Raw genomic sequence first — 14,857 nt, 5'->3', positions numbered from 1 at the left:
AAATCGAGAGCAGGCGCATGGCGAAGATCAAGGTCAAAACCCCGGTCGTGGAGATCGACGGCGATGAAATGACCCGCATCATCTGGGCATGGATTCGCGAACGGCTGATCCAGCCCTATCTCGAAATCGACCTCGATTATTACGACCTCGGCATCGAGAAGCGCGACGAAACCGACGACAAGATCACCGTCGACAGCGCCAAGGCGATCCAGAAGTACGGTGTCGGCGTGAAGTGCGCCACCATCACCCCCGACGAACAGCGCGTCGAGGAATTCGGCCTGAAGAAGATGTGGCGCTCGCCCAACGGCACGATCCGCAACATCCTGGGCGGCGTGGTCTTTCGCGAACCGATCGTCATCTCGAACGTGCCGCGCCTGATCCCGGGCTGGACCAAGCCGATCGTCGTGGGCCGTCACGCATTCGGCGACCAGTATAAGGCGACCGATTTCAAGGTACCGGGCGCCGGCAAGCTGACCATGAAATGGGAAGGCACCGACGGCCAGGTGATCGAAGAGGAAGTGTTCGACTTCCCTGCCGCCGGTGTCGCCATGGGCATGTACAATCTCGATGAATCGATCCGCGATTTCGCCCGCGCATCGATGAACTACGGCCTCGGCCGCGGTTGGCCGGTCTATTTGTCGACCAAGAATACGATCCTGAAGGCCTATGACGGCCGCTTCAAGGACATCTTCGAGGAAGTGTTCGCGACCGAGTTCAAGGATCAGTTCCAAGCTGCCGGCATCGAATATCAGCACCGCCTGATCGACGACATGGTCGCATCGGCGCTGAAATGGCATGGCGAGTTCGTCTGGGCCTGCAAGAATTATGACGGCGACGTGCAGTCGGATCAGGTCGCGCAGGGCTTCGGTTCGCTGGGGCTGATGACGTCGGTGCTGATGTCGCCGGACGGCAAGACGATCGAGGCGGAAGCGGCGCACGGCACCGTCACCCGCCACTATCGCCAGCACCAGCAGGGCAAGGCGACCTCGACCAACCCGATCGCGTCGATCTTCGCGTGGACCGGTGGCCTGAAGTATCGCGGCAAGTTCGACGATACGCCGGAAGTCACCAAGTTCGCCGAAACGCTGGAGCGCGTCTGCATCCAGACGGTCGAGGACGGCCACATGACCAAGGATCTGGCGATCCTGATCGGCCCGAACCAGCCGTGGATGACCACCGAACAGTTCTTCGAACAGGTTCGCGTCAACCTCGAAACGGCGATGGGTTCGCAGGGCTAAAAGCCCTTGCCCTCACGGCTAGTCGAGCGGCGTCCATCCCAACGGATGGGCGCCGTTCGTGCGTTAGCGGTTGCCGCCACCGTGTCGCATCCGCAACAATGGCTGCATGCCGTTGCCGATAGATTCCACGCCGTTCAGTGATTCGCTGGTCATATTGGGGGCCGCCGGCCTCGTCATTCCCGCCTTTGCCCGGTTTCGCGTCAACCCGGTGATCGGGTTCATCCTGGTCGGCGTGCTGGTCGGCCCCTTTGGTCTGGGCGCGCTGGTCGACCGGGTACCGTGGCTGTTCCACATCACGATCACCGACCGCCATTCGATCGAACCCTTTGCCGAATTCGGCATCATCCTGCTGCTCTTCTCGATCGGCCTCGAACTGTCGTTCAAGCGGCTGTGGGCGATGCGGCGGCAGGTGTTCGGGCTGGGTGCGGCCGAGCTGCTCGGGTCGGGGTTGCTGATCGGCCTGGCGCTGATGGTGATGGGACAGGCGAGCGCCGGGGCGATCGGCCTCGGCTTGGCGCTCGCGCTGTCGTCCACCGCGCTGGTGCTGCCGATGGCGGGCACGACCGGACCGGTCGGGCGCACCGCCTTTGCAATGCTGTTGTTCGAGGATCTGGCGCTGGTTCCGATCATCTTCGCATTGGGCGCGCTGGCACCGACCGCGACCGACGAAGGCTGGGCGGGGCTTGCCAATACGGCGCTTTGGGGCGGGGTCAGCGTTGCCGGGCTATATCTTGCCGGACGTTTCATCCTGCCGAAATTGTTCGCACAGGCGGCGCGGACCAAGAGCCCCGAACTGTTCCTCTCGGCCAGCCTTTTGGTCGTCATCGTCGCCAGCCTCGTCACCACCGCCGCCGGCCTGTCGCCGATCGTCGGCGCGCTGCTCGCCGGGCTGCTGATCGCCGAGACCGAATATCACAGCGAGGTCGAGGTCATCACCGCGCCGTTCAAGGGGCTGGCGCTCGGCGTGTTCCTGATCACGATCGGCATGAGCCTCGATATCGCGACGATCATCGAGAACTGGACCGAGCTACTCGGTGCGATCGCCGGGGTCGTGGTGTTGAAAGCGGTGGTGACGAGCGCGTTGTTGCGGGTCAACGGCGTGCGCCCCGGTACCGCCACCGAAACCGGCCTTCTGATGGCCAGCCCGTCGGAGACGACGCTGATCGTGCTCGGCGCGGCGACGCAGGCACAGTTGATCCAGGCATCGACCGCCGCCTTCTGGCAGACGGTCACCGCGATCGGGCTGACCATCACGCCGCTGCTGGCGATGCTCGGCAAGCGCGCGTCGCGGCGGATCGAGCGCCGGACCGGGACCGAGGAAGCGCCGCCGGTCGATCCGACCGGATCGGGCGTGGTGATTATCGGGTTCGGTCGGGTCGGTCGCCTCGTCGCGGAGATGCTGAAGACGCACGGCAAGCGCTACATCGCGGTCGATTCGGATATCGACAATGTCGCGGCGGCGCGGGCGGAGGGGCACCCGATCCTGTTCGGCGACGTCGCGCGATCGGAACTGGTCGACCGGCTCGATCTGGGACGGGCGGAGGCGCTGGTGCTGACGATGGACGATCCGGTGCTGACGGTCCGCCTGACCCGGCGGGTGCGGGGATGGGTGCCGAACCTGACGATCCTCGCCCGCGCGCGCGATGCGTCCCATGCGGCGGAACTCTATGCCGCCGGGGTCAGCGATGCGGTCCCCGAAACGCTCGAAAGCTCGCTGCAACTGTCGGAAGCGGTACTGGTCGATCTGGGTGTCGCGATGGGACCGGTGATCGCATCGATCCACGAAAAGCGCGACGAATTGCGCCAATCGATCCGCGAACAGGCCAGCATCGAACGTGAGCCGCGCATCCGCCGGTTGCGGCGGGTCGACGACCCGGCCTGATGGCTCTCCAAACAGAAGCGCCGCTGCGACGTCAAGCCGCAGCGGTGCTTCGCAATTGCGTCGACTGGAAAGGCCTTAGCTGCGACCGATCAGGCGGCGGGCGATCGCATCGGCGACTTCCGAATGCGGCATACCGCTGGCGTCGCTTTCGTCCCACACCTCGACCAACCGGTCGGGGATGCGGGTGATGCGGCTCTCGACCTCGGCACGGTCGCCTTGCCCCAGATACTCCAGCGCGACGTTGATGATGCCGCCGGCGTTGATGACGTAATCGGGGGCGTAGAGGATGCCGCGCTCCTGCAGGCGCTTGCCGTCCGCTGCCGTCGCCAGCTGGTTGTTGGCGCCGCCGGCCACCGCCTTGCACTTGAGGGCTGCGATCGTTGCCGCGTCGAGCACGGCGCCCAGCGCGTTGGGGCTGACGATATCGGCATCCAGCATCAGCACCGATGCCGGATCGGCGGTCGTTGCGCCCAGTTCGCTGGCCAGCGCTTCGGCGCGGGCTTCGTTGACGTCGGCGAGCGTCAACACCGCACCGTCCTTCGCCAGCAGCCGCGCCAGACCGCCACCGACCGAACCGACACCCTGCACCGCGACGCGCACGCCGCGCATGTCGTCACTGCCCAGCGCCCGCTTGGCGGCGGCGCGGACGCCGAGATAGACGCCCATCGCCGTGAACGGCCCCGGATCGCCACCGGCATTGCCGGCCGCGACCGGCAGGCCCGACACATATTTGGTCGCGCGGGAAATCGTGATCATGTCGGCCTCGGACATGCCGACATCCTCGGCCGTCACATAGCGCCCACCGAGCGATTCGACGGCACGACCGAATGCTCCCAGCAGTTCAGGGGTCTTGGCGCCGCCCTCGGGCGCCAGCACCACGCCCTTGCCGCCGCCCATCGGCAGGCCGGCCATCGCGTTCTTGAAGCTCATGCCGCGGGACAGGCGCAGCGCGTCGGTGACCGCCGCATCGCTGTCGGCATAGCGCCAGAAGCGTACACCGCCCGCAGCCGGTCCGAGCGCGGTCGAGTGCACCGCGATGACACAGCGCAGGCCGGTCTTGTGATCGGAGAACAGGTGGATGCCTTCGTGATCATCGAAGTCGGGGTAACCCCAATCGGTCTGCACGGCGGCGGCTCCAGCGCTGTAAGGGATGGGGCGACCGACGGGACTTGAACCCGCAACTTCCGGCATCACAAGCCGGCGCTCTAACCAATTGAACTACGGTCGCCGTGGAAGGGCGCGATTAGCCGGGCCGTACGCATCGGTCAAGCAGTGGCGTGCCGACAATCGTTCTGGCAGAAAAAAGACCATGGAAACGGCCCCGCCCCCCGCCCCCGCCTGCCCGAATCTCGGCTCCGGCTTTCCCAGCGAACCGGTGGTCGACCACATCATGACCCGGCCGGGCGTGCAGCGGGTACCGAGCGCCAAGCTGTCGCTGTTCATCCGCCGCGCCCTGATCCCGTCCGACCTCTGTGCCGCCCTGATCGAACGGATCGATGCCAAGCGCCGTCCATCGACCATCGCCGATGCCAATGGCGACCCTACCTTTCGCACCAGCGAGACCTGTGACCTTGATTCGAGCGATCCGGTCACCGCGGCTGCCGAAGCACTGATTCTCGATTTTTGCGGCCTCGACCCGGCGCATGGTGAGCCGTTGCAAGGGCAACGCTATGCCGTCGGGCAGGAGTTCAAGGCGCATACCGACTATTTCGACCCGCAGGGCGGCGACTTTGCTCGCTACTGCTCGCTCGCGGGCAACCGGACGTGGACGGTGATGCTGTACCTGAACGAACCGGGCGCAGGTGGTGCGACGCGGTTCAAGGCGATCGACAAGATCGTTCAGCCCGAAACCGGCAAGCTGCTGGCGTGGAACAATCTGCGCGCCGATGGCAGTCCCAATCCGGCGACACTGCACCACGGGATGAAGGTTCGCGAAGGCACGAAGTACGTGCTGACCAAATGGTTTCGCGAACGCCCCTGGGGATAAACGAACGGGCCGCCAGCATCGCTGCCGACGGCCCGTCCCGCATCTGTCACCCGATCAGAATTGCGCAGTGATGCCAAGCGAGAAGACCCGACCCAGATCGTAGCGGTTTATATAGACCTGATTACCGCTGAAATTCTGGCTTTCGCTGTAGCGCGTGCCCGTCAGGTTCCGGGCTTCGGCCTTCACTTCCAATTGCGCCCCGGCAACCTCGAAGCCCTGCCGCCCGACTAGGTCGAGGCGAATGCCGGGACGTTCGACGATATCGGGCTGGAACCCCGCACCCGACAGGTTCGACGGACCGCGATTGGTCACGCGGTCGCTGGCATAGTTGAACAGCAACGTCAGCTGCGACAGCGCCGCCGTATCCTCGACGCCGATCTGGACGTTGACCAGATGGTCCGACTGTCCGGTCAGCGGTGCGCCATCACGGAACAGAGCGTTCGCCCGGCCGAAACCCGCCTGACAGCCGCCGATCCCCGGCGACCCCAGCGCCGCCGCCGGGTTCGGCACGCAGGTGCCGTCCGCGGTGATCTGCGACTGGGTATAGGTATAGTTGGCGAGCAGCAGCAGGCGGCGCGTGGCAAAGAAATTGCCGAGACCGCTGAGCGGCACATATTTCTGCGCCTCGACCTCGGCACCGTACAGCGTCGCCTTGGGCAGGTAGGTGAAGCCGGTCTGCAACGTGGCGTCCGGGCTGGGATAGAAACCCGCCTGTTCGATCGGGTTGTCGATCCGCTTGTAGAAGCCCGCCGCGGTGACCCGCTGATCGCGACCGAAGAACCATTCGTAGCGCCCTTCGAGGTTCCACAGCTCGGAGTCGCGCAGGTTCGGGTTACCGAAGAACAGGCGGTCCGAATCGGGATCGCGGAACTGCTGCGGGGCCAATTCACGGAACTGCGGACGCGAGATCGTCTTCGCACCGCTGAAGCGAAGCTGCATGTCCGACGCGAAATTCCACGTCAGCGTGCCCGCCGGCAGCCAATAGGCGTTCTTGAGGATCGTCGGCGTCAGGTTGATCGGCGTGACCTGCTCGTTCGCGGTTTCGTAGCGAACGCCGGCCACGGCGCGCAGCCCGTCCGAGACCTCGGCCTCCGCCTGGACATAGCCGGCGTGGATTTCGAGGCTGGCATCATAGGCATAGGCACCCGCCTGGGTATTAAACTGCAACTCGATCGTGCAGGCACCGGTGCCGCGCTGCGGACAGGCGTTGAACAGCGAATCGGGTGACAGCAGATAATCGGGTCGCAACAGATTGTTGGGGAAGCCCGGCGCAGTGCCGGCGCCGTCGCTGGTCTGATAGTTGAACTGCAGGCGGCGCGACGAGCGATCGGTGTTCGAATAGAAAAAGCCCGCCGATACGGTCATCGGACGGTCGGTCGGCAGCTTGTACGCCAGGTCCGCCTGACCCGTGTACAGGTCTTCGTTCAGCTCGCTGAACACGACGCTGGCGAAGGGCGAGAAGCGCTGCGTCACCTGATAGGCGCCGTTGCAGTTGAAGCCGCGCGATACCGGGGCATCGGTAACGGTGATCGGATAGCCGTTGGTGGTACGGTTCGAGCAGAGATAGTCGAACTGGCGCTCATAGGGCGCATTGCGCTTCGAATTGGCGAAGGCGCCGCGGGCGTCGAATTTTAACGCGTCGGTCAACTTAAATTCGCCGACCAGCTGGCTCTCGATCAGCTGACGTTCGAACCAGTTGGTGTTCTGCTGCACGCGCAGGCCGCTGAAATTGTTGTAATTGTCCGAGGCGGCAAGACGCCCCTGCTTCAGCGTGTCGTGGATGTAGACGTTGGTCCAGCGCAGCGTGTTATCGTTGAACTCATAGCCCAATCCGACCAGCCCGTTGGCAACGATCCGGTTGTCGGTCAGCACCGTGCGGAAGTCGTTGCGGACGGTGCCGTTCTCGCTGACGCTGTCCTGCTGGGTCGCATCGCGCGTGCGAAAGGTGTTCGACAGGCCCAGCGACGCGATGACGCCCAGCCGGTCGCTGCCGATATCAAACACCGATCCGCCAGCGATTTCGCCCGACAGATTGGCGGGCAGCTGGTTGTTGACCTGCAACAGCGAGGTGCGGGCATTGTCGAGCTGGGCGACCTGCGCGACCGGGATCAGACCCGAACCCTTGTCGGCATTGCGGATGAACGACGGCACACCGCGGGTTCCGTCGTCATAGCCGATCCAGTCGCTCTTGCCGCCGGCATAGACATAGCCGAGCTCGCTGGTCGTGACCGTATCGGCGGCGATCGATCCGCCGATCGACAGGAAGTTCTTCTTGGGGATCGCCTTCGACGTCAGGTTGATGACACCGCCGCCGAATTCGCCGGGGAAGTTGACCGAATAGGTCTTCTGCACCAGCGCCGATCCGACGATCGACGTCGGGAAAATGTCGAGCGGGACCGAACGGCGCAGTGGCTCGGGGCTCGGCAAGGGCGACCCGTTGAGCAGCGACGACGAGTAGCGATCGCCGAGACCGCGGACATAGACGAAGCCGCCGCCGACGACCGACAGGCCGGTCACGCGGGTCAGTGCGCCGGCAATGTCGCCGTCGCCGGTGCGGGCGATGTCGGCTTCGGACAGGACCGACACGATCTGCGGTGTGGCGCGGACCACGTTCGGGATGTTGCGACCGACGACGACGATTTCCTCGCCGGCGGCTTCATCGAAACCGGGCGACGAAACTTCGGCGGGGGCGTCGGTCGTCGTGCCGTCCTGCGGTGCGGACGTTGCGGTATCGGGTTGGGTGCCGGTCTGCACGACCGGCGGCGTCGCAGCGGCGGGGGCGGCCGGCGTCGTCGACTGCGCCAGCACGGCCGGCGCAACCAGCTGCGACGTCAGGAGAAGGAGTGTTGCGTAAGCGCGGCGGTGCTGCATGACCGTTGATCCACCTTGAAATTCTTAAAAGAGCGAATGCCGGGACGGGCGTAGCGGCCCGCCCCGGCATCGGCGTGTCATCGCGGGTTACGCGACGGGTCGGATCAACGGCCCTGGCAGGCGAAGTAGACCGACGAAAACACCGGCGGGCCGGCATCCTGCTTGGTCGTGTCGGCCGCGCGGATCGTCGAGCGATCCGAGGCGCTGGTTTCGCCAGCGATCAGGTTGACGCAGGCCACGTTGCCGACCGACTTCACCACGCCGTTGACATAGCGCATGTCCGAACCGCCGCGCTGACGGATCGCCGCCGGGGCGAGCGCGGTCTGGATGAAGGTGAAGTTGGCATAGGTGCTGTAGGTACGCGGCAGCAGGTCTTCGCCGTTGTTCGAGTCGATCTCGGTCGAGAACGAGTCGGCGGTCGCGCCGACCAGACGCTGCGCCGCGATCATGAACTGCATGAAGCCGCGATAGCCGTTGTCGATGTCGAAGCCGTCGTCGTCGGCGCCGGTGATGGCGATGTACTTCAGGTTCGTCGTGCCACCGAAGATTTCGATGCCGTCATCGGCCGAATTGTGGCTCTGGATATGATCCAGCACGGTGCCGCTGCCGGTACCGCCCAGCGTCAGGCCCTGCAGTTCGTTGCCGTCGCTGATCGCGATGCCCGAATAGCGGATCTGGACATACGACATCTGGCCCGAATTGTCCGCGGCGTTCGGCCCGCCATAGAAGCGACCGGTCACACCCTCGATCGCCTGCTGACAGGTGGTCGACGAACCGTTAGCATTGTTCGGGCCGGTGCCGGTGGCGCAGACCGCGGTCGGCGCACGGCCGAGCAGGATGATGCCGCCCCACTGACCCTGCGACGCGTCGGACACGCCGTTGTTCACCAGGTTCTGCTGCGAGGTGAAGACGATCGGTGCGTCGCGGGTGCCGATGGCCGAGATCTTCGAACCACGGTTCACCAGCAGCAGGTCGTTGGTATTTTCCGACGAGTCGGCAGCGATCACCGAACCGGCGGCGATCGTCAGCGTCACACCACTTGCGCCAACGCTCCCTTCGTCGCGACCAACTTCGGTCTGACCGCGCAGGCGATAGACGACGCCTGCGATCTTCGGCAGCGACAGGTCGGTCGTGATGTTCTGCGGCAGGCGGCAGTAGCGCAGCGTCGGGCTCGACGAGCTGTTCGTGCCGTCGTCGGTCGTGCCGGTCGGGCAGACCGAGGTCGCAGCGGCATAGGTGCCGATCGACGGCACCGCGGTGCAGCGCGCGCCCGAACCACCGAACTCGGCCGAGGTCGAGTTGCAGGTCCAGCCCTGGAAAGCCGTGTCAGTCGGGCCGTTCAGCGCGCCGACATAGTTGGTGCTGGTGAAGAAGCTGTTGATCGTCGACGGATCGGTCGCGGTCGTCAGCGACGTCGCCCCGACCGGATACACGCCGTTCAGCACCGAACCGACGCCATTGACGTTGTTGTTGGTACCGGCGTTGACGATCGCCAACTGTTCGTCCGACGTGATCGTGATGCCGTTGACCGTCGTCTGCGCGGCAAACTGCGCGGCGGTGATCGCGCTCGGCGCGGTCGAGGTCGGGGTGGGCGTCGGGGTGGGCGCCGGCACGGTCACGTTGATGCTGCCGGCACCCGGCGAGGCGACGCCATCGGCGCCGCTGCACCCGGCGAGCGCCGCGCAGGCCGTCGTCGCCATGAGAATAAAGCCGAAGCGCTTGCTGCTGGCCATCACCGATGAAACTCCCGAAACTTGGTTGGTCGTTGTGCGGGCGCGAAACCCGGCGATCGTCCAAGGCTCCCCCTTCGGCCGACCCACGGCCGCCGCGTTAGGGATGGCGCATGACGGGAACATGCGATTCCGATGAAGTTTCGGAGACGTTATGGTTTCGGTTTTATGACATGGTAGCGCGAACAGGTTGCACGCAGCCGGAATCAGAAACGGCCGCCCGGCACGTCGCCTCGAAACAGAGGTCTGACGTGCCGGACGGCCGTTGATCTGGTGGGCGCGACAGGGATTGAACCTGTGACCCCACCCGTGTGAAGGGTGTGCTCTACCGCTGAGCTACGCGCCCGGAAACCCGGAGGCCGGCTCCCTAAAGGGGTCCGGCCATGCTGTCCAGACCTTAATTCACCGAATCCTTCAGGCCCTTGCCGGCCTTGAACTTCGGCTGCGACGACGCCTTGATCGTCATCGGTTCGCCGGTGCGCGGATTACGGCCGGTCGACGCTTTGCGCTTCGACACCGAAAACGTGCCGAATCCGACGAGGCGCACTTCGTCGCCCTTCTTGAGCGCCGCCGAGATGACGTCGAACACCGCTTCGACCGCCTTCATCGCATCGCCGCGGGTAAGCCCCGAATGGTCGGCGACCTGCCCGATCAGCTCCTGCTTGTTCATCCCGTGGAACCCCCTTCGTCTCGAAAAAATATAGTCAGACTCGAACGCGGCAATAAGGCCGCTGCGTCGAACGCTGTCAAAGCAAATTGGCAAAGTGAGCGCAATCCAATGGATTGCGTAATATCGCCGCCGTACGTCGCTTGGGCGAAGCCGGCGGGACGGTGATGACCGCCCCGCCCCCCGATCAATGCGGCCGCGATTCGGCGATACCCGGCACCGGCACCGGCGGCTGCGCGGCCAGATCGTCCGCCTCTGTCCAATCAATCGCGGTCAGCGGTTCGGTCAATGCGAGTCGCAGCACTTCATCGACATGCGAAACCGGAATGATTTCCAGCCCGGTGCGGATGTTGGTCGGGATTTCCGCCAGATCCTTTTCATTCTCGACCGGGATCAACACGGTCGTGATGCCACCGCGCAACGCCGCCAGCAGCTTTTCCTTCAAGCCGCCGATCGGCAGCACGCGACCACGCAGCGTCACCTCGCCGGTCATCGCAACCTCACGCCGGACCGGCACACCCGTCAACGTCGACACGATCGACGTGACCAGACCAATGCCGGCCGACGGACCGTCCTTCGGCACCGCGCCTTCGGGCAGGTGGATGTGCACGTCCTTGCGATGGAACAGGCTCGGCTTGATGCCATAGCCCGGCGAGCGGGCCTTGACGTAGCTCCACGCCGCTTCGACCGATTCCTTCATCACGTCGCCGAGCTTGCCGGTCGTCTTGACCGAACCCTTGCCCGGCACGGTAACGCTTTCGATCGTCAGCAATTCGCCGCCGACTTCGGTCCAGGCAAGGCCGGTAACCGCACCGATCTGATGCTCTTCCTCGCCCACACCGAAGCGATATTTGCGCACGCCGGCGAACTCCGAAAGGTTTTCCGGCGTAACGGTAACCGACGACGCCTTGCCTTCGAGGATGCGCCGCAGCGCCTTGCGGGCCAGCTTGGCGATCTCACGCTCCAGCGTCCGGACGCCGGCTTCCCGCGTATAATAGCGGATGAGGTCGCGCAGGCCCGCTTGGCTCAGTTCGAACTCACCGGCCTTCAAGCCGTGCGCATCGACCTGCTTGGCGACCAGATGCCGCTCGGCAATCTCGACCTTCTCGTCCTCGGTATAGCCCTCCAGCCGGATGATCTCCATCCGGTCGAGCAGCGGCTGCGGCAGGTTCAGCGTGTTCGCGGTGCACACGAACATCACGTCCGACAGATCGATGTCGATCTCCAGATAGTGATCGTTGAACTTCGCATTCTGTTCGGGGTCGAGCACCTCGAGCAGCGCCGATGCCGGATCGCCACGGAAATCCTGACCCAGCTTGTCGATCTCGTCGAGCAGGAACAGCGGGTTCGACGCACCAGCCTTGCGAAGGTTGGTAACGATCTTGCCCGGCAGCGACCCGATATAGGTCCGACGATGGCCGCGAATCTCGGCCTCGTCGCGCACGCCGCCGAGCGACTGGCGGATGAACTCGCGGCCCGTCGCCTTGGCGATCGACTTGCCGAGGCTGGTCTTGCCGACACCCGGCGGGCCGACGAGGCACAGGATCGGACCCTTCAATTTATTGGTCCGCGCCTGCACCGCCAGATATTCGACGATCCGGTCCTTGACCTTCTCCAGCGCGTAATGATCCTCGTCGAGGACCGTCTGCGCGACCGCGATGTCCTTTTTCAGCTTGGACTTCTTGCCCCATGGCAAACCGAGCAGCACGTCGAGATAGTTGCGCACGACCGTCGCCTCGGCACTCATCGGCGCCATGGTCTTCAGCTTCTTCAGCTCCGACGTCGCCTTCGTCCGCGCTTCCTTGCTGAGCTTCAGCGTCGCGATCTTCTGGGTCAGCTCGGCGATTTCGTCGCCATCGCCATCCTCGCCCTCGTTACCGAGTTCGCGCTGGATCGCCTTCAACTGCTCGTTCAGATAATATTCGCGCTGGGTCTTCTCCATCTGCCGCTTCACGCGGCTGCGGATCTTCTTCTCGACCTGCAACACACCCAGCTCGCCTTCCATGAAGGCGAACACCATCTCCAGCCGCTTGTGCGGATCGGCCTCGACCAGCAGCGCCTGCTTGTCGGCGACCTTGACCGCGATATTGCCCGCGACCGCATCGGCAAGGCGCGATGCATCGTCCAGCTCGGACAGCTGCACCGCGGTTTCGGCCGGCAGCTTCTTGTTGAGCTTGGCATAATTTTCGAACTGATCGACGACCGAGCGCATCAGCGCCTTCAACTCGGCGCTCGGCTGCGCGACCGCTTCGGCAACGCGCTCTTCGCTGCCTTCGTCAGCAGCTTCCAGCGTCGTGTCGCCAGTGTTCGCCGGCGTAACCGTCGCGACCAGATAATTGTCGACCGTCTCCAGTTCGGTCAGCGTCGCGCGCGCCTTGCCCGACACCAGCACCCGGACGGTGCCGTCGGGCAGCTTCAGCATCTGCATGACCTCGGCCGAGACCCCGACATCGTACAGGTCCTCACGCGACGGATCGTCCTCACCCGGATCGAGCTGTGCCACGAGAAAGATTTCCTTCGATCCCGCCATCGCCGCCTCCAGTGCGGCAACCGACTTGTCGCGCCCGACGAACAGCGGCACGATCATGTGCGGAAAGACGACGATATCGCGCAGCGGCAGCACCGGCAGCTTCAGCGGCTCGGACGAAACGGAATTGGTATTCTCGGACATGGACACTCCACGACCCGGCCGAACTGCCGGACCCACGCACCTATATGGTGGTGATTACCGCCCCATCAATCTCCGGTCGATGGGAAGCTGAATCGTGACGATCGCATTGGCGTTGCTGCTGGCCGGCGCAGGCGCGCAGGCACCTGCCCCCAAACTGCCTCCTATCCCGCCGGTCCACCCGATGACACTGCGTTCGGGGGGTGAAGTCGCGGCCGAACGTGCCGCGTTGCGGTTGGCGCATGTCGATCTGGCGATCGAGGCTTTGCCCGAACGGCGCTCGCTGTCCGGCCGGGCGGTGTTGACCCTTGATGCAAGGGCGGAGGCTCCGCGAATCGTCATCGACCTCGACGACGCCTTCACCGTCTCGGCGGTCACGCTCGGCGGGATCGTAGTGCCGACGGCGAATTGGCGACAGGGCGGCGGCCAAATCACGATTGACCACCCGCTGACCGCCGGGCAGCGCGCGACGGTCGAAATCCGCTATGCCGGGCAGCCGCGCGTTGCGAAGCGGGCGCCGTGGGACGACGGCTTCGTCTGGAGCGAATGGCAGGGTAAGCCCTGGTTCGGCACCACCGCGCAGTTGACCGGGTGCGATTTGTGGTGGCCCTGCCTCGACTTCCCGGCGGGCGAGCCGGCGGTAGCGGACCTGCACTTTACCGTCCCCGCCGGCCTGTCCGCCCCGGCCAATGGCGTGTTGCGCGGTATCGACCGGCTGCCGGACGGACGCACGACATGGCACTGGCATTCGGGATCGGTGAACCCCTACGCGCTCGCGATCAGCGTCGGACCCTATAGCGAGATCAAGAGCGAGTATCGCAGCCGATACGGCAACGTCATTCCGCTCCATCTCTGGCACCTGACCGGCAAGGAGGCGCAAGCCGGGCGACTGTTCGCCGAGTTCGCGCCGACGCTCGACTTCTTCGAACGCGTCATCGGCCCCTATCCGTTCGCCGATCAGAAGGTCGGCGTGGTCGAGACACCCTATCTCGGCATGGAACATCAGACGATCAACGCCTATGGCAATGGCTACAAGCCGGCACCGGAGGGGTTCGACTGGCTCTTCCAGCATGAGTTCAGCCACGAATGGTTCGGCAACCAGATGACGGCGGCCGACTGGGACGATTTCTGGCTCCACGAATCCTTTGCGGCCTATATGCAGCCGCTCTACGCGAAATGGCGCGAGGGCGACGCCCGTTATATCGCGATGATGCTGATCCAGCGCGACCGTATCGCCGCCAAGGTGCCCGCGGTGTCGGGCGTACCCCGCACCGCCCGGGCGATGGAGGGCAAAGCCGGGCCGGGCACCGACGTTTATTTCAAGGGGGCGTGGATGCTGCACAGCCTGCGCCACCTGATCGGCGACCGGGCGTTTTTCGCGGCGACCCGGCGGCTGGTTTACGGCCGAGCCGATCCGAAGCCCGGCAATTTCCGCCCCCGCCTGGCCACGACCCGCGACTTCGAGACTGCGGTCGCGCAGGAAAGCGGCCGCGATCTGCGGTGGTTCTTCGACGTCTATCTGCGGCGGGGCACCCTGCCCGACCTGGTCGAGACCCGCGACGGCAACGCCCTGACGCTGCGGTGGAAGGTGCCGGGCGACGGTCCCTTCCCCTTGCCGGTCGAGGTGGAAGTCGATGGTGTGGTGCAGACGCTGCCGATGGCCGATGGCAGCGCGACGATCGCCCTACCCGCCGATGCACATGTGGCGATCGACCCGATGGCGCGGCTGCTGCGCCGGTCGATCGCCGTCGAACGGATGCAGGCACCGATCCCGCGCCCACGCGTTGCAACCCCATGAGACAGCTTGGGAAACG

At 64.8% G+C, this 14,857-nt stretch carries 9 protein-coding genes and 2 tRNA genes; 4 read left to right on the top strand and 7 right to left on the bottom strand.

Translation table 11 applies throughout. The features are described from left to right. Positions 1-17 precede the first annotated feature (17 nt). Both ASE59_RS02015 and ASE59_RS02010 read left to right on the top strand, forming a co-directional pair. On the top strand, positions 18-1,238 hold the full coding sequence (locus ASE59_RS02015) for an NADP-dependent isocitrate dehydrogenase (protein ID WP_056451456.1): 1,221 nt from the start codon (positions 18-20) through the stop codon (positions 1,236-1,238). Between the two features lie 106 nt (positions 1,239-1,344). Further along, positions 1,345-3,120 carry a cation:proton antiporter gene (locus ASE59_RS02010; RefSeq protein ID WP_056451454.1) on the top strand — a complete coding sequence of 592 codons (1,776 nt, stop codon included), beginning with the start codon at positions 1,345-1,347 and terminating at the stop codon, positions 3,118-3,120. Positions 3,121-3,195: 75 nt separating this feature from the next. On the opposite strand, the gene ASE59_RS02005 is transcribed toward ASE59_RS02010, so the two are convergent. Together ASE59_RS02005 and ASE59_RS02000 are read right to left on the bottom strand one after the other, a co-directional pair. After that, complete coding sequence (locus tag ASE59_RS02005; RefSeq protein ID WP_056451452.1) at positions 3,196-4,245, bottom strand: Glu/Leu/Phe/Val family dehydrogenase; 1,050 nt, start codon at positions 4,243-4,245, stop codon at positions 3,196-3,198. 26 nt (positions 4,246-4,271) lie between these two features. Then, positions 4,272-4,348: transfer RNA gene (locus ASE59_RS02000), tRNA-His, on the bottom strand. An 81-nt stretch (positions 4,349-4,429) separates the two neighbouring features. Between ASE59_RS02000 and ASE59_RS01995 the strand changes: the two genes are divergently transcribed. Then, the gene (locus ASE59_RS01995) at positions 4,430-5,107 is read left to right on the top strand and encodes a prolyl hydroxylase family protein (protein ID WP_056451450.1); all 678 of its coding nucleotides are present in this window, start codon (positions 4,430-4,432) and stop codon (positions 5,105-5,107) included. 54 nt (positions 5,108-5,161) lie between these two features. On the opposite strand, the gene ASE59_RS01990 is transcribed toward ASE59_RS01995, so the two are convergent. The 5 genes from ASE59_RS01990 to lon form a co-directional block, all read right to left on the bottom strand. Next, positions 5,162-7,978 carry a TonB-dependent receptor domain-containing protein gene (locus ASE59_RS01990; RefSeq protein ID WP_056451448.1) on the bottom strand — a complete coding sequence of 939 codons (2,817 nt, stop codon included), beginning with the start codon at positions 7,976-7,978 and terminating at the stop codon, positions 5,162-5,164. Positions 7,979-8,082: 104 nt separating this feature from the next. After that, the gene (locus tag ASE59_RS01985; RefSeq protein ID WP_056451446.1) at positions 8,083-9,711 is read right to left on the bottom strand and encodes a hypothetical protein; all 1,629 of its coding nucleotides are present in this window, start codon (positions 9,709-9,711) and stop codon (positions 8,083-8,085) included. 268 nt (positions 9,712-9,979) lie between these two features. Beyond that, positions 9,980-10,054: transfer RNA gene (locus tag ASE59_RS01980), tRNA-Val, on the bottom strand. Between the two features lie 51 nt (positions 10,055-10,105). After that, a complete protein-coding gene (locus tag ASE59_RS01975; protein WP_055756411.1) occupies positions 10,106-10,378 on the bottom strand; it encodes an HU family DNA-binding protein in 273 nt (90 codons plus the stop codon). A gap of 184 nt (positions 10,379-10,562) precedes the next feature. Next, on the bottom strand, positions 10,563-13,046 hold the full coding sequence (gene lon, locus ASE59_RS01970) for an endopeptidase La (RefSeq protein WP_056451444.1): 2,484 nt from the start codon (positions 13,044-13,046) through the stop codon (positions 10,563-10,565). Between the two features lie 94 nt (positions 13,047-13,140). Between lon and ASE59_RS01965 the strand changes: the two genes are divergently transcribed. Further along, positions 13,141-14,841: a M1 family metallopeptidase gene (locus tag ASE59_RS01965; RefSeq protein WP_235515607.1), complete on the top strand. Its 1,701-nt coding sequence runs from the start codon at positions 13,141-13,143 to the stop codon at positions 14,839-14,841. The last annotated feature ends 16 nt before the right edge of the window (positions 14,842-14,857 follow it).

Source organism: Sphingomonas sp. Leaf10 (assembly GCF_001421245.1).
Classification (GTDB): domain Bacteria; phylum Pseudomonadota; class Alphaproteobacteria; order Sphingomonadales; family Sphingomonadaceae; genus Sphingomonas.
The sequence above is the reverse complement of the archived record's forward strand: the minus strand, read 5'-3'. Positions and strand labels throughout refer to the sequence as shown.

Excerpts from the sequence above, each read along its gene's own strand:
- ASE59_RS02015 (WP_056451456.1), top strand. The coding sequence starts at position 18 with ATGGCGAAGATCAAGGTCAAAACCCCGGTCGTGGAGATCGACGGCGAT.
- ASE59_RS01985 (WP_056451446.1), bottom strand. The coding sequence starts at position 9,711 with ATGGCCAGCAGCAAGCGCTTCGGCTTTATTCTCATGGCGACGACGGCC.
- lon (WP_056451444.1), bottom strand. The coding sequence starts at position 13,046 with ATGTCCGAGAATACCAATTCCGTTTCGTCCGAGCCGCTGAAGCTGCCG.
- ASE59_RS01990 (WP_056451448.1), bottom strand. The coding sequence starts at position 7,978 with ATGCAGCACCGCCGCGCTTACGCAACACTCCTTCTCCTGACGTCGCAG.
- ASE59_RS02010 (WP_056451454.1), top strand. The coding sequence starts at position 1,345 with ATGCCGTTGCCGATAGATTCCACGCCGTTCAGTGATTCGCTGGTCATA.
- ASE59_RS01975 (WP_055756411.1), bottom strand. The coding sequence starts at position 10,378 with ATGAACAAGCAGGAGCTGATCGGGCAGGTCGCCGACCATTCGGGGCTT.
- ASE59_RS01995 (WP_056451450.1), top strand. The coding sequence starts at position 4,430 with ATGGAAACGGCCCCGCCCCCCGCCCCCGCCTGCCCGAATCTCGGCTCC.